Genomic DNA, 18,968 nt, shown 5'->3' on the forward strand with positions numbered 1-18,968 from the left:
TGTTAGATCCTTTTATTCCCCGCGCAACACTTGCGCCAGGAACGGCGCGGTCCGACTCTCACGATGCCGTGCAACCACATCAGGTGTACCCGCCACCACCACATGGCCGCCCGCACCACCGGCGCCAGGCCCCATGTCCAGCACCCAGTCGCTGCTGGCGGCCACGCGCATATCGTGTTCGACCACGATCACCGTATTGCCCGCCGCCACCAAGCCTTGCAGCTGGCGCATCAAGGTGTCCACGTCGGCCGGATGCAGGCCGGTGGTCGGCTCGTCCAGCACATAGACGGTGTCGCGCCGCTGCGCGCGTTGCAGTTCGGTGGCCAGCTTGATGCGCTGCGCTTCGCCACCGGAGAGTTCGGTGGCCGGCTGGCCGAGCCGCAGATAGCCCAGCCCTACTTCGCGCAACACCTGCAACGGGCGCAGCACGCTGGCGTCTTCGACGAAGAATGTGGCGGCCTGGTCCACCGTCATTTCCAGCACCTGCGCGATGCTGTGACCACGCAGTTCGATCTCCAGGGTCTTGGCGTTGTAACGCGCGCCGTGGCAGGTGGGGCACGGCGCGTAGACGCTGGGCATGAACAGCAATTCCACGTGCACCGAGCCTTCTCCCTCGCAGGTGGCGCAGCGGCCCTTGGCGACATTGAACGAAAACTGCCCCGGGTCGTAACGGCGGCGACGCGCGGCCGGTGTGGCCGCGAAGAGTTTGCGTACCGGATCGAACAGGCCGGTATAGGTGGCCAGATTCGAACGCGGTGTGCGGCCGATCGGTTTCTGGTCCACGCGCACCAGCCGGCGCACCTGATCGAGCCCACTGACGATCGCGCCACCCAACGGCACCTGCGTGCCACGCTCCAGCGGATCGAGCGCCTCGTCTTCCTCTGCCTGCGTTTGCCCAAGATGGGCGGCCAGCAATTCCACCAGCGCCTGGCTCACCAACGACGACTTGCCCGAGCCGGACACACCGGTGACGGTGGTGAAAACGCCTAGTGGCAAGTCGACATCCAACGCCCGCACATTGTTGCGGGTGATGCCGCGCAACTGCAGCCACCCGGTGGCTGCACGTGCATGGCTGTGCACCGGCGGCGGCGTGCCGAACAGATAGCGCCGCGTGGATGAGGCGTCCACCTGTTCCAATCCCGCAGGCGGGCCGCTGTAGAGCACCTGCCCGCCATGCACGCCGGCAGCCGGGCCCACATCCACGATCCAGTCCGCATGGCGGATCACATCCACCTCGTGCTCCACCACGAACACCGAGTTGCCGGCAGCCTTGAGCTGATCCAGCGCGCCCAGCAATGCCTGCGCATCGGCCGGATGCAAGCCGGCCGAGGGTTCGTCCATCACATACACCACGCCGAACAATTGCGAACGGATCTGCGTGGCCAGCCGCAGCCGTTGCAGCTCGCCCGGCGACAGCGTGGGCGTGCTGCGCTCCAGGCTGAGATAACCCAGGCCCAGTGCCTGCACCACGGCGATCCGCGCGCGTAGATCGGCAGCGATGCGTTGCGCGGCGATCGCTTGCTCAGGATGCGTGTCGGCCTGCGTGCGTGTGTTATTGCGCTTGCGCTTGCCAGCATCGCCCTCGGCAGCCGGGCGCAGCAACTGCGCCACTTCATCCAATGGCCTCCGCGACAACTCGCCGATATCCAGCCCGGCGAAGGTCACCGACAACGCCTCGCGCCGTAGCCGCTTGCCATCGCACTGCGGGCACTGCGTGCTGATCAGATACTGCGCCACGCGCTTTTTCATCTGCGCGCTTTGGGTGGTGGCAAAGGTGTGCAGCACATAACGCCGCGCACTGGTGAAGGTGCCCATGTAACTGGGTTCTTCCTTGCGGCGCAGCGCGCGCTTGACCTCGTCCAGGCTGTAGCCGGCATATACCGGCACCACCGGTTGCTCGTCGGTGTAGAGAATCCAGTCGCGGGTTTTCTTCGGCAGCGTGTGCCAGGGCACATCGACGTCGTGGCCCAGCGTGGTGAGGATGTCGCGCTGGTTCTGCCCGTGCCAGGCGCCAGGCCACGCGGCCACCGCACGGTCGCGGATGCTCAGCGTGCGATCGAGCACCATCGTCGCTTCGGTGGCGTCGTAGATGCGCCCCAGGCCGTGACAGGTGGGGCATGCACCGGCGGGGGTATTGGGCGAAAATCCATCCGCATAGATGATCTCCTGCCCCGGCGGATAGTTGCCTGCACGCGAATACAGCATGCGCAAGGAATTGGAGATGGTGGTGACGCTGCCCACCGACGAGCGCGCACTCGGTGCGCCGCGCGCCTGCTGCAAGGCCACTGCCGGCGGCAGGCCTTCGATGGAATCCACTTCCGGCACACCGACCTGGTCGATCAGGCGCCGCGCATACGGCGAAATCGAATCCAGATAGCGGCGTTGCGCTTCGGCAAAAATGGTGCCGAACGCCAGCGACGACTTGCCCGAGCCGGACACCCCGGTGAACACCACCAGCGCATCGCGTGGGATGTCCACATCCACGTTCTTGAGGTTGTGCTCGCGCGCACCGCGCACACGCACCAGGCCAGAGGACGACGAGATTGCGTTGGACATGACCACCAGACCGACGTTCGACAACGCACTAGCCTAGCGCGGCGCGCATGCAGCCGATGTCGTCGTCGCATCGTTTAGGTGCAGTCGCGTGCTTTAGGTCAATAGTCAACAGCCTGGTCGGTCGAGTGCGCGGTGCCCTCGCCGCTCGCGGGACACGCCGCAAGTACGTCCATGTAGGCTCGGTGGCGGCATCCATGCCGCCACACGGTCCCGCAATCGGCGAGGACACCGCACCAGAGAGTTGGTCGGTAGCTGAGTAAAAGCTGGTGGTCTCGCGAGTTGCGGCTTGCTGGTGCGGGTAGCAGAACTACAGATGAGCTATCGAGTCAGAAGCACGCCATGCATTGCTTTTAACCATACACACCGACCATCGCGACTGGTCCTTGCCCGCTCACCGTCGCGGGACCTTACGCGGCATGGATGCCGCGTAAGAGCCTACACGGACGTACTTGCGGCGTGTCCTGCGATGGTGGCCGGGCAAGGGCCCTGCAGCAAACCCGCAGATCAGCCGCGAACCAACGTGCCGATGACGCTACATGGACGTACTTGCGGCGTGTCCCACGATGGTGGGCGGGCAAGGGCCCTGCAGCAAACCCGCAGATCAGCCGCGAACCAACGTGCCGATGACGCTACAAGGACGTATGTGCGGCGTGTCCCGCGACGGTGGCCGGGCAAGGGCCCTGCAGCAAACCCGCAAATCAGCCGCTCCACAACGCGATCACCCCAACGCATGCGCCGGCACCGGCTGCTCGCCGGTATCGGCCAATGCCTGCATGCGCGCCACCACGCCACTGAACAGCCGCGCAGTGGCGGCATCGCGCGTGCGGAAGATGGCTTCCAGCTCGCCGTAGTACCACAGCGTGCCCTCACGCCCGGCAGTGAACACGTTGAAGATGTCCTGGCCCACGGCGGGGTTTTCCAGGTCCTGCACGATGGTGCGCGCGTTATAGAGCTTGTCGCAGCCCGATACCAATAGCGCGCGCTCCGGCGTCTTGCGCAAGTGATCCAGGTAGGCCAACTTGCGCTCGCGCCAGTCGCGTTTGCGTGCGCGCTCGGTGTTGTCCACTTCGGCCTTGTCTTCGGCAGTGGCGTCGGTACACGCCATCACGATGTCGGCTACGGTATCGCCGAACTGCGCGCGGATCGAGGCCTCATGGCCGCCGCCGCAGTCTTCCACCACATCGTGCAACAGCCCGGCAATGGCCTGCTCCTCATCGCCGCCGCATTCCAGCACCAGCGTGGACACGCCCAGTAAATGGCTCAGATACGGAATTTGCGTGCCCTTGCGCAGCTGCCCGGCATGGGCGATGCGCGCGTAATCCACAGCCAGGGCGTAACGTTCGGTGAGAGCGGTCATGGGGCGTCCGATGCGAGCGATGGCGCATTATCGCCGAGCGTGCCCAGACGCAGGGTGAGGACGCCGCGATGATGTGTGCAGGCTCAATGACACGCTGTTGCAGTCGATAACGCTAGAGTTTCCCCACGCCGCACGATTGCTCAGCCATGCCGCCCCTTCCCGTTTGCAATGCCTGCCGCGATGGCCAGGACTTCCCCACCGCCATCACCATGGCGTTCCAGCCCATCGTCGATGTGTCCACCCGCACGGTCTATGCCGGCGAAGCGCTGGTGCGCGGCGTCAACGGCGAATCGGCCGGCAGCATCCTGGCCGCAGTGGATGAGCGCAACCGCTACGCCTTCGATCAGGCCTGCCGCATCAAGGCGATCGAATGCGCCGCGCAGATCGCGCTGCCGGCCTTGTTGTCGATCAACTTCATGCCCAATGCGGTCTACAACCCCGAGCACTGCCTGCGCGCCACACTCTCGGCCACCGAGCAATACGGCTGGCCGCTGGACGCCATCATTTTCGAAGTTAGCGAACAGGAGCACCTGGCCGAACCTGCGCATCTGCTCGACATCATGCGCACCTATCAAGCGCGCGGCCTGAAGACCGCCATCGACGACTTTGGCGCCGGTTATTCCGGGCTCGGCCTGCTCGCCGACTTCCAGCCCGACCTGCTCAAGCTGGACATCGCGCTGGTGCGCGGCATCGACGCCGACCGCAGCCGCCAGTCAATCGTGCGCCACACCACCCGCATGTGCGAAGAGCTCGGCATCGCGGTGATTGCCGAAGGGATCGAACACCCCGACGAATACCGCGCCCTGCGCGATATGGGTATCCACCTGCAACAAGGCTATCTGTTCGCCCGCCCGCAGATTGGCGTGTTGCCGCAGGTGCATTGGCCGGAGTGACTGCGCACAGACGCCGGGATGCATTGGATTAGCGGGTCAAGCCAACGTGCCAGCAAAAGCCCAAACGCAATAAAGACGGCAATCAAAACGCGGCAGCCAAGCGCTTACGAATCCCCAATCCCAATTCCCGAATCCCGGCGGCGCGCCAGATCCCATCGCCCCGCCAAACACCCCGCGCCGCCAATCACACATACCGCGGAATCGGCCCCAGCTGCGGCGTCTGATCCGGCAACGCCACTTCCACCTCGTCCACATAGCACCAGCCCCACCCTTCGGGCGGGTCGTAGCCTTCGATGATGGGGTGGTGTGTGGCGTGGTAATGCGCAGTGGCGTGTTTGTGCGGCGAATCATCGCAGCAGCCCACATGGCCGCAACTGCGGCACAGGCGCAGATGCACCCAGGTGCTGTCGATCGCCAGGCAATCTTCGCAGCCACGCGCGCTCGGCGTGACCTCGGCAATCTGCCCGGTATGCGTGCAGTGATCACTCATGATGTGGCGGACTCCTGGGCGGCAGTGGCAAGTTCGGACTCGGGCACCGGGTTGGCCTGGTGCGCAAGGTACTGGTGAATCTGCGCCACCACTGCAGCGCCCTCGCCCACTGCGGCCGCCACACGCTTGACCGAGCCGGCGCGCACATCGCCGATGGCGAACACGCCCGGGCGATTGGTTTCCAGCGGCAGGCACGCCGGCACACCATCGCCGCGCGTGGTGCCGGTGATGACGAATCCGCGTGCATCGGTCTCCACGCACTGCTGCAACCAACCGGTGTTGGGGTCGGCACCGACGAACAGAAACAGATGCCGCAGCTCCACATGCGTGGTCTGCCCATCCGCGCGCGTGCGCAACACAGCCGCCTGCAGACCGCGCTCCGGGTCGCCTTCCAGTGCGGACACTTCGGTGCCGGTATGCAGTTGCACATTCGGCGATGCCGCGATGCGTTCGATCAGGTATTGCGACATGGACGATTCCAGGCCTTCGCCTCGAATGATCAGGTGCAGTTGCTTCACCCGCGGTGCCAGAAACGCCACCGCCTGGCCGGCCGAATTGCCACCGCCCACCAGCGCCACCACCCCGCCCTCGCACAGCCGCGCTTCCACCGGCGACGCCCAGTACGACACCCCGTGGCCTTCGAAACGGTCCAGCCCTTCGATCTCCGGGCGCCGGTAACGCGCACCCGAGGCGATCACCACGGTGCTGGCCAGCAGCTGTTTGCCATCGGCAAGATCCAGCTTCAGCGCACCGTCTTCGCGCCCGCATTCCAGCGTGCCGGCCTCGATCGGGATCGCCAGTTCGGCGCCGAATTTCAGCGCCTGGTTATAGGCGCGCCCGGCCAGGGCCTGGCCGGAAATCCCGGTCGGAAAACCCAGATAATTTTCGATACGTGCCGATGCACCCGCCTGCCCGCCGATGGCGCGCTGGTCCAGCACCATCACCGACAAGCCTTCGGAGGCCGCATACACCGCGGTGGCCAGACCGGCCGGCCCGGCGCCGACAATCGCCACGTCGTAGCGCTTGTCCGGGTCGATCTCCGGGGTCATGCCCAGGCAATGCGCGGCTTCGGTATCGCTGGGCTGGCGCAACACGCGCCCGCTGGGGCACACCATCACCGGCAAGTCGTGCTCCTGGATGCCCAACCGCTCGACCAACGCGCGGCCTTCCTCATCGGAGACATCCATCACCGTGTTGGGGTAGCCATTGCGGGTCAAAAAGCCCTGCAGACGGGTCAGATGCGGGTCGTCCGGCTCGCCGATCAACACCGACCCCGAGGCATCGCCTTCGATCAAACCCACGCGGCGCAGGATCAATGCGCGCATCACCACCTCGCCCACTTCCGCCGAGCTGATCAATAAGGCGCGCAAATGTGCGGTGTCGAAGGGCAATGCCAGGCAACCTTCCGGCCCGGCGCGTCCGCCGGCCAGCGACGCGCGCCCGGCCAGTTGGCTCACCTCACCGGTGAACTGGCCGGGCGTATGCAAGGTGATGGGCTTTTCGTTGCCCAAGCCGTCGCGGCGCACCACCTCGATGGCGCCTTGCAGCACCACCCACACCGGCGCATGCGCATCGCCGACCTCGAACACGGTCTCGCCCGCATCGAAACGCTGCGCCGGCCCGCTGGCAAAACGCCGCGTGATCGCCAATTGGCCCGAGTCCAGCTCGGGAAACATCTGATGGTGGCGGGTATCGGCCAGGGACATGGGATGGCGACGCTGAGGGGGACTGCATGCAAGCATGGCCAGCCGTGAGGGCGATGGCAATCACCCGAATGCGCAAGACCGGCGATGACACGCAGCGCACGCGCACGCGAACAAGAGCTGCTGCTGTGTAAGGACATGTGCAGCGTTTGCGGAGGAACCGGGCCAGTGGCGCGCTACCGAACTCAACGCAGCAATCAACCGCAACCGTGCGCACTATGTCTGCGCCGGCTCCCAATGTGGGCCGTGCTGCCCGGCAGCCATGCGCTCGGCCGGGCGCACACGCAACACCACACTGATGCGCTCGCCGACCGCACGGGCCGTCTTGGGAATGCCGTGTTCGTGGGTGACTTGCGAGGCATGGCTCATTGCCAGCAGGCTCCCGGACGCCAGGTCCACACCGATCGCACGCGTGCTGCCGTCCTTTACCCGCAACTGCATCCGGCGCGGCGCGCCCAACGAGATCAAGGCAATCGGGTGCGGCGCCAGCAGCGTCTGTAGTTTGTCGTGATGCATTGCCACGCTGTCGCGGCCATCGCGATACAGATTCAGGCCCACTGCGTTGTACGGCGCGGGCAGCACGGCCTGCACTGCCGCGAGCAGCGCGTGCAATGGCAACCCCGGCGGCAGCGGTGCATCCAGCCGATACGAGGCGAGCATGCGCGGCACCGCGACGATGCGGTCGTACATCTCGCGGTGTTGGCTGCGCCAGTCGGTTGCCTCACGCAATGCGGCGAAGCATTCCTGCGCCAGCGAAGGCATCAGCAGCTGCGGCCAATAGCGCACGCCGCCCTCGGCATCGTGCAGCATCTGCAAGGGCATGGCGGGAGCGTCGAACAGATCCATCTGCGTGATATGCGGGCGGTCTGCGCGATTTCAGCAGCGCAGCTTGGCGTTTTTCTTTGGTAACCGCGTTGCGTACAGACCAGCGAGCTCAACGATGCAGGCCTAAGATGCCGCGCGATCAGGCACGACAGCTGTGCTACGGTCCGGCGCTGCATCCGCTTGGAACCTCTCCGCATGCAGCATCGGTCGATCGCCTTGTCTCCTCTGCGCTGGCTGGCGCTGTTTGCCGCCCTCGCCACGTCTGCCGGCGTCGCTGCGCCACGCGTTGCAGACGCCGGCTTCCAGGCGGTGGATCCCTTCATCGGCACAGGTGGCGAAGGCCACACCTATCCCGGCGCCACGGTGCCGTTCGGCATGGTGCAGCTGAGCCCGGATACGCAGATCAAACCACGCAAGGAGGCCTATGGCTGGGCCGCCGGTTACCGGCATAGCGACAGCACGATTGTCGGTTTCTCGCACACGCATTTTTCCGGCTCCGGGCATTCGGACCTGGGCGATGTGCTGCTGATGCCGCAAGCCGGCGAAACCAAGCTTGAACGCGGCGATATCGCCACACCCGGCAGCGGCTACACCGCGCAGTTCGACCACGCCAGCGAGCAGGCCCAGCCCGGGTACTACGCGGTGACATTGAAAGACCGCAACATCCGCGCCGAACTCACCGCCAGTGCGCGCGTGGGTGTGCATCGCTACACCTTCCCCAAAGACAAGCCGGCACACGTGCTGGTGGACCTGCGCACCAGCCTGTACGACTACCCCGGCAAGGTGCAGTGGTCGCGGCTGCGCGTGCGCAGCGATGGCACCGTCACCGGCTTTCGCGAAACCCGCGGCTGGGCACCGGGCCGCCAGCTGTATTTCGCCATGCGTTTTTCGCGCCCACTCACCGCTACCCAACTGCACGACACCGAGCAGGACATCCCGTACAAGGGCTTCCCGCCGCCGGGCGAGAAGAACCCCGCACAGCGCGCACAGATCGAAGGCCGCCAATTGGTCGGCGTGTTCGATGTCGCCAACGATGGCACCCCGCTGGTGGTCAAGGTCGCGCTCTCCCCTGTGAGCGAAGCTGGCGCCATCGCCAATCTCGATGCAGAAGTGCCCGCCTTCGATTTCGACCGCGTGCGCGCCGATGCGCGCGCGCAGTGGACGCAGGCGCTGTCGGCGATCGATGCGCAAGGCACGCCGCAACAACGCACCCAGCTCTATACCGCGCTGTATCACACCCTGCTCGGCCCCACCCTGTTCATGGACAGCGATGGCCAGTACCGCGGGCCGGACAATGCCGTGCATCAGGCCAAGGGCTGGACCAACTACTCCACTTTCTCGCTGTGGGACACCTACCGCACCCTGCATCCGCTGCTCACCCTGGTGCAGCCGCCGCAACGCACCAGCGACGTGGTCAATTCCCTGCTCGCCTCGCGCCGCGAAAGCGCCTACGGCATCCTCCCCGTTTGGGCGTTCCACGGCCTGGAAACCTGGTGCATGATCGGCTACCACGCGGTGCCGGTGATTGCCGACGCCTACATGAAAGGCATCGGCGGCTTCGATGCCAACGAAGCGCTGGAGGCCATGGTCGCCAGCGCCAACTACGGCCCCTACGACGGTATCGCGCAGTACCGCGAGCTGGGCTATGTGCCCATCGACGAAGAAGGCGAAGCCGCCTCCAAGACACTGGAATATGCCTTCGACGACTGGACCATCGCGCGCATGGCCGACAAGCTCGGCAAGCCAGCCATCGCCGCAGAATTCAGCAAGCGCGCCAGCAACTGGAAACACGCCTTCGATTCCGCTACTGGCTACATGCGCGCGCGCACGCGTGCTGGAAATTTTCGCGAGCCGTTCGATCCATCCGCCAGCGGCTATGGCAGCGACTACACCGAAGGCAATGCCTGGCAATACTCCTGGTATGTGCCGCAGGACGTCGCCGGGCTGGCTGCCGCGCATGGCGGCGACGACAAACTGCTGGCACGTCTGGATGCGGTGTTCGATGCCAAGGTCGACCCCAAGGTGTTCGAGCATATGGAAGACATCACCGGCCTGATCGGCTGGTACGCGCACGGCAACGAGCCCAGTCACCACGTCGCCTACCTGTACGCCTACGCGGGCCAGCCATGGCGCACGCAAGCGCGCCTGACCCAGATCATGGACAGCCAATACAACGCCGGCCCGGAAGGGCTTGCCGGCAACGACGACCTCGGCCAGATGTCGGCGTGGTACGTGTTCACCACGCTGGGCTTTTATCCCGTCGCACCGGGCAGCAACCAGTACATCCTCGGCCGCCCGTTCCTGCCGCGCGTCACGCTCAACCTGCCCAACGGCAGGCGTTTCAGCGTGATCGCCGAGGGATTGAGCAAAGCGCGCGCCTATATCGGCAGCGCCACCCTCAACGGCCAACCACTGACACGCGCCTACCTCATGCATGAAGAAATTCAAGCCGGGGGCGAGCTGCGCTTCCGCATGCAGGCCACGCCGAATCAGCAATGGGCCACCGACCCGGCGCAGCGACCGTATTCGATGTCCACCCAGACGCCCTGAGTCAGTAGTGGATGCCCATGCGCAACCCGCAGGCATCCCGCTCCACCACCTCCGGCAAGCTGCCGGCGGTGCCTGCGGCAATGCGCTGCGCACTCCAGCAGGCCACCAAGGCATCCAGCACATCGTCCGGCTTGGCCAGCGCACGCGGCACGCGCTCCAGCAATGCGGCGACTTGCCTTGCGCCGTAGCACTGGCCCAGCAAGGCGGCTCGCTGTTGATGGCCCGCACTGCTCTTCTTTCCCGCCGTCAGGCCCTGCCCGCCAGCGAGCGCGGCGAACGACACTTCCGGGTGCACCTCGAATACGCGCTCCGCCCATACCGGATCGGCGCGCAAGGCGCTGTCCCAGTCGCGAATCTTCGACAGCAGCGCAAACGACTGCACGCCAAAGCCACGCTGCCCGTCGTGGTCCAGCACCCGATGTAACGCAGAGGCTTCCACCTGCGTGCTTGCATGCAATATCCCGCGCAGCGGCGCGGCAAAGATGCTGCATGCGCGTCTGCCACCCACAAAGCGCCGCGCCTGCGCATCCGCAGCGCGGGGCACGTGCTCGCTCAAGCCGATCGGAATATCCACGCCGAGCACATCGATGTGGCGCAGTGCGCTCGCCAAGGCGTCAACTGTCGAGTAACAGGCAAATTGCAGCCCATTGTCTTCCTCCCACACCGCCAACCAACCGCTGCCGGCGCCATCGATCCCCACACACTGCATTGCTGTTCTCCGGTCGTGACGTGCGTGCACGGCGCTGCGCCATCGCTCGCATGCGATCTGACTGACGCGTTCACATCATGCACAACATTCTTTCACCCGCACGCATCGCGGTGGTTTCCAGACTGCTCTGCATCGGGCTGCAGCACGCTGCGGCCCTGCCATCCCCCACTGCAGGAGCCAGTGCATGTCCAGCACCAAGAACCAGTACGAAATGCAGAACCCGCTCACCCAATTTCCGCAACCCAAGTTTCCCGAGCAAACGCAGGAAGCGCCAGGCACCATCCATGCATTGCAGCCCAAGGCCGACCATGGCGAGCAGAGCTACCGGGGCTTCGACCGCCTGAAGGGCCGCAAGGCGCTGATCACCGGCGCCGATTCGGGCATTGGCCGCGCCACCGCGATTGCCTATGCACGCGAAGGCGCCGACATCGTGCTGAATTACCTGCCGGAAGAAGAACAGGACGCGGCGGAGGTGGTGCAGTTGATCGAGGCCGAAGGCCGTAAGGCCATCAGCATCCCGGGCGACCTCAAGGACGAAGCGTTCTGCAATGAACTGGTCGCACGCGCGGTCAAGGAGCTCGGCGGGCTGGATCTGCTGGTCAACATCGCCGGCAAGCAGACCGCGGTGAAAGACATCGCCGACATCACCACCGAGCAGTTCGACGCCACCTACAAGACCAACGTGTATGCGATGTTCTGGCTATGCAAGGCGGCCATTCCGCATCTGCCGCCGGGCGCATCCATCATCAACACCGGCTCGATCCAGTCCTACCAGCCCTCGGCAACCCTGATCGACTACGCCTCCACCAAGGCCGCCATCGTCAACTTCACCAAGGGCCTGGCCCAGCAGGTCGCCGAAAAGGGCATCCGCGTCAACGCGGTCGCACCCGGCCCGGTGTGGACCCCGCTGCAACCCAGCGGTGGCCAACCGCCGGAGAAGATTCCCGATTTCGGCTCGGAAACCCCGCTCAAGCGTGCCGGCCAGCCGGTGGAGATGGCGCCGCTGTATGTGATCCTGGCTTCGCAGGAATCCAGCTATGTCACCGGCGAAGTGTTCGGTGCCACCGGTGGTCTGCTGCTGTCCTGAGCCAACAGGTTGTCCTGAGTCCACAAAAAGAGCTTCCGCCGTAGCGCCACCAAAACCTTGCCGATCGCTGCATGCGCAGCGATCGGCAAGCGTCTCCTCGGTGGCGTTTTTTGGTACTGGCGACAGTATCGACTGGTGATGCATCAGTAATACGGATACGCAAGTTAGTTCGACCGGCTACGCAAAGATGGCTTCGATCACGCAAGCCCCTCCTTCTCCCGCCGGGAGAAGGTGCCCGAAGGGCGGATGAGGGTACGCAATCTCCCACCAGCACTGCGACCACCCTCCACGTTTAACGCGTCATCACCACCGTCTGGATCGCATGCGCCGGGATCTCCAACGCGCGCGACGCCTCGCCCACATACAGGTTGTAGCGGATCGCCACATCGCTGGCATTCATCACCACCATTGCCAGTGAGCCATCGCGGTTCGCAAATGCAGTGGTCATCAGATTGCTACGGCTACTGGCCGCACTTACCCGCTGCGCACCCGGCCGGATGAACTTGGAAAAGTGACCGATATACCAATAGCTCGGCGTGTAAGTCACCTCACCCGTGCGCGTGTCGGCATGCACCGGTGCGAAGCAGTAATTGCCCACATGGTTGGGGCCGCCGTTCTGGTCGAGCAGGATGTTCCAGTCCGTCCAACCCACCGCCCCATGATTGAGGTCGTTGATGATGGCGGTGCCATAGCGCTCGCCATTGGGCCAGTACTGCAACTTGGCGGGGTCGAACTTTTCCACCGCCGCCTCGGTGAGCAGCAGATGCTTGTCCGGGTACGCCTGCGCCACCGCCGCCACGTTCTCCACCATCGGCGCGAATCCGGCCCAGGTCTCGTACCAATGGAAGCCCATGCCCCACGCATACTTGGCCGCTTCCGGATCGTCGAAGATCACGTGCGCGCGGTGCAGCATCATGTCGCGGTTGTGGTCCCACACGATGATCTTGCGGTCGCCATAGCCGGCTTTTGCCATGGTGGGCCCGAGGTGGTTTTTGAGGAAATCGCGTTCTTCTTCCGCAGAAAACTGCATTGACTCCCAGGTCTGCACCGCCATCGGCTCGTTCTGCACGCTGATGCCCCAGATCGGAATGCCGGCTTTTTCGTAGGCCGCAATGAAGCGTGTGTAGTACGTGGCCCAGGCCTGCGCATACGCGGGCAACAACTTACCTCCCTTGAGCATGGTGTTGCTGTCTTTCATGAAGGCCGGCGCACTCCAGGGGCTGGCAAATGTCGTCAACTTGCCTCCGGCCGCTGCGATGGCCTGGCGCAGCATCGGGATGCGATAGCGCTGATCGTGCTTGACCGAAAAGCTCTTCAGCGCCGCATCGCCCTCCTTGATGTAGGTGTAGCTGGCGCTGCTGAAATCGGAACTATGGATGGTGGTGCGCGCCAGCGTGTAGCCGATGCCCTTTTGCGGATCGTAGTACGCAGTGAGCAGTTCGCGCTGCGCACGCTTGGGCAGCCTGGCGAAGGTCTCCGCACTGGAATCGGTGATCGCCCCGCCAATGCCCAGCACTTCCTGAAAGCGGTGCTGCGGGTTGACGAAGATGCTGTTCTCTTTCTCCGTCAACGCATGCCCGGTCTTGAGTGCCTCGACGGTGCTGACACGCATCTGCTGCGTTGCGCCTTGGGCGGTGGTGTAGACGCGTAGCGCGCCGGCGGGTGCTGCTGGCTGAGTAGCAGCATCCGCAACTGCGGCATCCGCTACTTTCGATGCAGGTGTAGAGACAGATGATGCCGTCGATGTCGGCATCGGAATCGGCGTTGCTGCAGTTGTTGTTGCTGCAGTTGTTGTTGCTGCAGTTTCTGCAGTTGTTGTCGCTGTTGTTGCTGTTAATGCAGATGCAGATGCAGATGCCAACACCATTTCAGTCGCAGCGCCCCAGACCCCCAAAACCCCCACCATCGACCACGCAATCGTTCGCTTCACCGTGCACCCTCCCAGGTTGGTGAGCAAGCCTAACCGACCAACGCGCCGCAACATCGCACGAAAAACGAGCGCAACCATGCATCCTTCTACCGCCGGACGCTCCCTTCTCCCCTCGGGAGAAGGTGGCCCGAAGGGCCGGATGAGGGTACGCCTGCACGGACTGGTGGCCAGCCCGTAAACCAACGCAGCAACAGAGATGCCGACCAGGACAACACGTCCCCAACACCCGTAATCACCACCGCCCGCGCGTTGCTCCCAGACACGCGCGCCAGTGGCACGCAAGCCAGGCCCTCTCGCTCAACAGGACAACAACTCAAATCGTCCGCGAGCCGACTACCGCGCAGCCCGCGCCAACCGATCCAAAATCCCCGGCACTTCCAGCCCAAGCTCACGCGCCAGAAACCCCACCGTCCCAATCCGTTTCGATAGCAGCTTCCCCGCCGCCGCATGCACAAACACACCCCATAACGCAGCCGTCAACGCATCGCAGCCACGCGCGGCAAACCCGGCGATCAACCCCGCCAACACATCGCCCGATCCGGAGGTTCCCAACCCGGACGCACCACCGCGATGCACCCACAACGCCCCCTCCGGCCCGGCAATAAAACTGTCCGCGCCTTTGACAATCACCACACTGCGCAGTGTCTTCGCATAGGTCAGCGCGTACGCACCCGGCGCCGCTTCTATCGCCGCCTTGTCGTCTCCAGCCAATGCCGCCATCTCGCCCGCATGCGGCGTCAATACGAATGGCCGCCCAACCGGCGCACGCAAACCGCGCGACAACGCTCCCGCATCCAGCACCAACGTGCAAACCGCTTTTTCAGCCGCGCGTTTCACCAATGCAGCGGTGGTCGCCGATGACGCCATCCCTGGCCCGATCACCGCCGCATCGCAGGCCTCCAGTGCCGCATCCAGTGCACGATGCCCACGCGTAATTTCGCCCTGTCCGTTCTGCGCTAATCCCAATACCAAGGCCTCTGGCACCGCCAACGCCATGCCGGGCGCCACGCTCGCAGCGGTGGCAATCTGCAACTTGCCCGCACCTGCGCGCAGCGCCGCCTCGCCGGCCAGCAGCGCCGCACCCGGCACACGCATCGACCCACCCACGATCAACACGCGCCCACGCTGCTCCTTGTCGCCACCGGGCGATGGCAGCGGCAGCGCACGCAATGCGGCAGCGGTGAGCGTGCGGACGCGTGCGGCGGCCATCAGCGTGCTCCGGCCGGGCGGTCGGATTCGGTGGTCACCGGCTCATCGGCAAGCTCGGGCGAGACGAAGTTGGTCCGCACCAGGTGCAACGCCTGCCCCTCGCGGCCGGCCACGTATTCGGTGACACCGCAGTTGGGCACCTCGCCTTCGCGGTCGATGCCCAGAATCGTGGCTTCGTCCATGCGTTCGGCCAGATAACGGAAACAATTGACGATCACCTGATGCCCCACGATCAACACGCGCGCACCCACGTGATTTCGCTGCAGATCGCCAACCACCGCGCGCAGCCGGAAGATCACATCGCACCAACTCTCGCCACCGGGCGGGCGGAAGTAGAACTTGCCCACCAACTTGCGTTGCTCGGCCAGCTCCGGAAACGTCGCGAGGATGCCGGCCGTGGTGTAACGGTCGAGCACGCCGAACTCCTTCTCGCGCAGGCGCTCGTCGATGCTGAGCATATCGTCGCCGTGGCCCAGCGCGCGCACCACCGCTGTGGCGGTCTGGCGCGCACGCACATAGGGCGAACACAGCACCACCGTGGGCCGCTCGCGCTGCGGCAGACCCGACATCCATGTGCCCAACGCATGCGCCTGCCGCTCGCCCAACGCCGACAGCGGCACATCCGCATCGCGATGTTCCAGATCGATCAATGCATGGCCATGCGCCTCTGCCACATCGCGCGCCACGTTGCCCGAACTCTGCCCATGCCGCACCACCCACAACCGCTCGGGCCACTGGGTGGACACGCCAGCCACCGCACTTTTCTCACTCACGTCCATCTCCTGCACAAATCAGCCTCACGTGTCGCACAGCGCCCGTGAAAACGTGGTCGATCACCCATTGCCTGCAGGCGTTTCAGCAACGCGCGCAACACAGCAGACCAACAAGCAGGCACAACGGGGCGATAACGCCGCGCCGGTATACTGCAGCCCCCCGCCACCCTGCTGCCCATGTCCAACGTTCTGCTGTTGCGCACGGCAAAAGAGCGCGAAGAACTGCTGCTGGAAGAGGTGCTGGACGCCGCCGAGCAATGCATCGATGCCGCCGGCCTGGGCGCCACCAGCTTCGAACTGATTGCCGAGCGCGCCAAGGTCAGCTGCGGCTGCCTGCTGCAGCGATTCGAAGACAAGGACGCGCTGGTGCGCGCCTTGCTTGAGCGCAACTACATGCGCGCCATCCGCCAGATGTGGCTGGTGGAACGCCCGGCCAACGTGCACGTGGTGGATTTCATCGCCGGCCTGCTCGAAGAATGGCTGCTGCAGGAAATCAACATCAAGCGCACCCGCATCGACCTGGAGCTGCACCTGGCCACCCTGCGCGACCCGGTGCTGGCGGCCTTCATGCGCAGGCAGAGCGCCTCGCTGATCGAACACCTCAGCGCCCTGCTCAAGCGCCTGCTCCGCGGCCACGCCGACCCGGCCAGCAGCGAGCAGGAATTCCAGGCCCGCGTCTTCGCCGTGGCCGCCATGTGCGGCGGCCTGCACAACGTGATGACCAGCGGCATGGAACTCAACCGCATGCATCTGCAGTTGATCCTGCGCGAGAGTTTGTCGGGGATTTTGAAGTCTGCGCCGGTGTAGTGAATTGCTACCGCGCCGTACGGATGATTGCCTACGGCACTCGGTAATCGAGCGCAGCGGCACGCCACAATCGCTCAGACGCGGTCAGCGTTCGGCACGCACGCGCCGTCACTCATTTGGCAGGCGCCGCTGCGGCGGCGGCAGCCGTCTTCTTGACTGCCTCAATCCTGCTCCAACTCAGCACCTGACTTGCAGGAATCAGGAAGCGTGGCATGTGTTCGTTGGCAAGCCCGCCGGGCGGCGCCACATAGAAGTCCGAGCCCAATCGGGTTAGCACATCAACTGCCGGCAGCACAAAAACTGACGATTCTGGCTGCGCTCGCTCGCAGCGTGCGTCACCCCAACTCGCCTTGACGATCTGGCAGCCTTGCTCGGTCAATTGCAGCTGCACTCCAGGCAACATACCGATGCCGAGTTTGCGAACGCTGACATCGACCGTCCCCAACAGCCCGCCGCTATACGCCAACACCATCAACACTGCGGGTCCGATCACTCGAATTCGCTTGTTCATTTCAACAAGATGGGTTGCATAGACCGTCCAATGAACGAATACCACCATAAAAGCAGATAGCGAGAGATAGAACCAATCTCTCGCTCCTACGACAGGCGCAAAGTAGTCAACGGCGAAGCCCGCGATAGGCCAAAACGCCAAATACATCAATAGCATCAGGAGCGCGGTACCACTTCGTGTGCGCAACAGAGGCCACAACCAACGAACAAAACTGGCGTCCCTTGTCATCGGCAGCAACACCAAACTAAATAGACCCACTCCTAAACCGATCAAGATTCCATAAGTTGGCAAGGGTCCATAACCAGCCTTCGCCAAATGCAGCATGCCTAAGCCATAAATTCCGGCGAGCAGAGCGGCAATAAAGAAGATTATGAGTCGTTCGAGAACACGCTCTTTTCGTCTGCCTAACTCAGGTTGCGCGCGCCGGTAGTAGGAACGCAGTCCTTTTCGGTTTGTGTCTACTTGTTTGGGACCTGATGGCGCAGGCAGCAAATGCTGATCGACCAACAGGCTGATCATTAATGCCGGCAGCCCCAACAAAGCTAGGAAACCCAGTAGCGCGATTCCGCCGAACAACGCCACGGCGCTTAGCACGACCCCCAGATCTCCAAGCGATAACGAAGGCACATAGCCAATGCGTAGGAAGTGGGCCAGCACCATGCCACCGCCCCAACATGGAACCCACCACTTCAGATCGACGCCAAACGTCTGCCGCAACACTCGCCCCAATGGAGCATCCTGCTTAGCGGTGGCAGCGTGCTGCATGGCCTCACTGCTTACCAATGCCGTTACCTCATTCTGTCGCTCCATGGCGTCCTGCATCCGCTTAATCCCGAGAGAGATAAAGCATACGCAAGCTCCGCCACCGCCGTAGTGCTTGGCACTTTTCAATCTATCTACGCCATAGCAGGCGTCCGGACGTCACTCACAGTCCATCAAAGGCGCTGAAGCGCCAACTGGTCCAGGATGCTGCGCATGGCGCCGGCCGCATCGAAGATGGCGCTGCCCAGCACGGGCAAGGTGCCGCGGTCCAGCCGATCGGCGTTGCCGGCAGCGATCACATCGCCATGGGCCGCGATGGTCAGCAACAACTGATCCAGTGCATCCACCTGCTCCATCGTGATGCCGAAGGCAAACGCATCACGCTGCATGTCATCTCCTGCCCGCCGGCGTGTGCGGGGCGACGCCATCACGGGCCTACTCATGCGACCTCCCCGGCCTCGGCACGCTCACTGTCAGCGGCGCCGGGCTCAAGCCGCGCGGGCCACTGCACCTGCGCCAGTGCCTGCGTTACCTGCTCGGCCAGCAGCTGCAGGCAGCACGCCAGTTCGTCCAAGCGGATGGCTGGCTGCCGCAACTGCTCTTCGGCCTGCGTGCGCGGCTGCGCCAGGCGCGCTAGAAAGCGCATGTGGTCCCGTAGTTGCTGCAGGCGGTATTGCGCGTTTTCTGGCAAAAAGTAGCCAGCTTCGGCGTTGGGTTGACGATGAGCCTCGGTCATAGAATCTCTCGCATCCATGAAATCAAGAGAAACCACCATTTTCGGAGGTGGCAAGCCGCTGTACGAGGAG

At 64.1% G+C, this 18,968-nt stretch carries 16 protein-coding genes; 4 read left to right on the forward strand and 12 right to left on the reverse strand.

Features of this window, described 5'->3' with window-relative positions; all coding sequences use genetic code 11:
- Positions 1-12: 12 nt before the first annotated feature.
- Both AC1KVG_RS04770 and AC1KVG_RS04775 read right to left on the reverse strand, forming a co-directional pair.
- Entirely contained in the window at positions 13-2,556 is a 2,544-nt protein-coding gene (locus tag AC1KVG_RS04770; RefSeq protein ID WP_481093662.1) for an excinuclease ABC subunit UvrA, read from the reverse strand.
- A 718-nt stretch (positions 2,557-3,274) separates the two neighbouring features.
- Complete coding sequence (locus AC1KVG_RS04775) at positions 3,275-3,913, reverse strand: HD domain-containing protein (protein WP_168957993.1); 639 nt, start codon at positions 3,911-3,913, stop codon at positions 3,275-3,277.
- Positions 3,914-4,059: 146 nt separating this feature from the next.
- Between AC1KVG_RS04775 and AC1KVG_RS04780 the strand changes: the two genes are divergently transcribed.
- Positions 4,060-4,806: an EAL domain-containing protein gene (locus AC1KVG_RS04780; RefSeq protein ID WP_074056900.1), complete on the forward strand. Its 747-nt coding sequence runs from the start codon at positions 4,060-4,062 to the stop codon at positions 4,804-4,806.
- A gap of 184 nt (positions 4,807-4,990) precedes the next feature.
- On the opposite strand, the gene AC1KVG_RS04785 is transcribed toward AC1KVG_RS04780, so the two are convergent.
- The 3 genes from AC1KVG_RS04785 to AC1KVG_RS04795 form a co-directional block, all read right to left on the reverse strand.
- The gene (locus tag AC1KVG_RS04785) at positions 4,991-5,296 is read right to left on the reverse strand and encodes a UBP-type zinc finger domain-containing protein (RefSeq protein WP_074056899.1); all 306 of its coding nucleotides are present in this window, start codon (positions 5,294-5,296) and stop codon (positions 4,991-4,993) included.
- Entirely contained in the window at positions 5,293-7,002 is a 1,710-nt protein-coding gene (locus AC1KVG_RS04790; RefSeq protein WP_481093663.1) for an FAD-dependent oxidoreductase, read from the reverse strand. The genes AC1KVG_RS04785 and AC1KVG_RS04790 overlap by 4 nt, the downstream gene beginning before the upstream one ends.
- Positions 7,003-7,215: 213 nt before the next feature.
- Positions 7,216-7,845, reverse strand: a complete 630-nt coding sequence (locus AC1KVG_RS04795) for an alpha-ketoglutarate-dependent dioxygenase AlkB (protein ID WP_481093664.1) — start codon at positions 7,843-7,845, stop codon at positions 7,216-7,218.
- Between the two features lie 174 nt (positions 7,846-8,019).
- Here AC1KVG_RS04795 and AC1KVG_RS04800 point away from each other — a divergent pair, with 174 nt between their 5' ends.
- Positions 8,020-10,374 carry a GH92 family glycosyl hydrolase gene (locus tag AC1KVG_RS04800; RefSeq protein ID WP_481093665.1) on the forward strand — a complete coding sequence of 785 codons (2,355 nt, stop codon included), beginning with the start codon at positions 8,020-8,022 and terminating at the stop codon, positions 10,372-10,374.
- A 1-nt stretch (position 10,375) separates the two neighbouring features.
- On the opposite strand, the gene AC1KVG_RS04805 is transcribed toward AC1KVG_RS04800, so the two are convergent.
- Positions 10,376-11,083, reverse strand: coding sequence for a DUF429 domain-containing protein (locus AC1KVG_RS04805; RefSeq protein WP_481093666.1), 708 nt, complete (start codon positions 11,081-11,083; stop codon positions 10,376-10,378).
- 184 nt (positions 11,084-11,267) lie between these two features.
- Between AC1KVG_RS04805 and AC1KVG_RS04810 the strand changes: the two genes are divergently transcribed.
- Positions 11,268-12,170: an SDR family oxidoreductase gene (locus AC1KVG_RS04810; protein ID WP_481093667.1), complete on the forward strand. Its 903-nt coding sequence runs from the start codon at positions 11,268-11,270 to the stop codon at positions 12,168-12,170.
- A gap of 292 nt (positions 12,171-12,462) precedes the next feature.
- Here AC1KVG_RS04810 and AC1KVG_RS04815 read toward each other — a convergent pair whose 3' ends face one another.
- The 3 genes from AC1KVG_RS04815 to AC1KVG_RS04825 all read right to left on the reverse strand — a co-directional run bounded on the left by AC1KVG_RS04815 (position 12,463) and on the right by AC1KVG_RS04825 (position 16,088).
- Positions 12,463-13,923 (reverse strand): glycoside hydrolase family 30 protein, encoded by a 1,461-nt coding sequence (locus AC1KVG_RS04815; RefSeq protein WP_481093668.1) that lies wholly within the window; start codon positions 13,921-13,923, stop codon positions 12,463-12,465.
- Between the two features lie 510 nt (positions 13,924-14,433).
- On the reverse strand, positions 14,434-15,309 hold the full coding sequence (locus tag AC1KVG_RS04820; RefSeq protein WP_481093669.1) for an NAD(P)H-hydrate dehydratase: 876 nt from the start codon (positions 15,307-15,309) through the stop codon (positions 14,434-14,436).
- The gene (locus AC1KVG_RS04825; RefSeq protein WP_268212481.1) at positions 15,309-16,088 is read right to left on the reverse strand and encodes a histidine phosphatase family protein; all 780 of its coding nucleotides are present in this window, start codon (positions 16,086-16,088) and stop codon (positions 15,309-15,311) included. The genes AC1KVG_RS04820 and AC1KVG_RS04825 overlap by 1 nt, the downstream gene beginning before the upstream one ends.
- A 171-nt stretch (positions 16,089-16,259) precedes the next feature.
- Here AC1KVG_RS04825 and AC1KVG_RS04830 point away from each other — a divergent pair, with 171 nt between their 5' ends.
- The gene (locus AC1KVG_RS04830; protein ID WP_074056892.1) at positions 16,260-16,889 is read left to right on the forward strand and encodes a TetR/AcrR family transcriptional regulator; all 630 of its coding nucleotides are present in this window, start codon (positions 16,260-16,262) and stop codon (positions 16,887-16,889) included.
- Positions 16,890-17,001: 112 nt separating this feature from the next.
- On the opposite strand, the gene AC1KVG_RS04835 is transcribed toward AC1KVG_RS04830, so the two are convergent.
- The 3 genes from AC1KVG_RS04835 to AC1KVG_RS04845 all read right to left on the reverse strand — a co-directional run bounded on the left by AC1KVG_RS04835 (position 17,002) and on the right by AC1KVG_RS04845 (position 18,898).
- The gene (locus AC1KVG_RS04835; protein WP_481093670.1) at positions 17,002-18,210 is read right to left on the reverse strand and encodes a hypothetical protein; all 1,209 of its coding nucleotides are present in this window, start codon (positions 18,208-18,210) and stop codon (positions 17,002-17,004) included.
- Between the two features lie 125 nt (positions 18,211-18,335).
- Positions 18,336-18,551, reverse strand: a complete 216-nt coding sequence (locus AC1KVG_RS04840; RefSeq protein WP_481093671.1) for a hypothetical protein — start codon at positions 18,549-18,551, stop codon at positions 18,336-18,338.
- A 50-nt stretch (positions 18,552-18,601) separates the two neighbouring features.
- Complete coding sequence (locus tag AC1KVG_RS04845) at positions 18,602-18,898, reverse strand: XAC0095 family protein (RefSeq protein WP_481093769.1); 297 nt, start codon at positions 18,896-18,898, stop codon at positions 18,602-18,604.
- Positions 18,899-18,968 lie beyond the last annotated feature (70 nt).

It is taken from the genome of Xanthomonas sp. NCPPB 3959 (assembly GCF_056675575.1).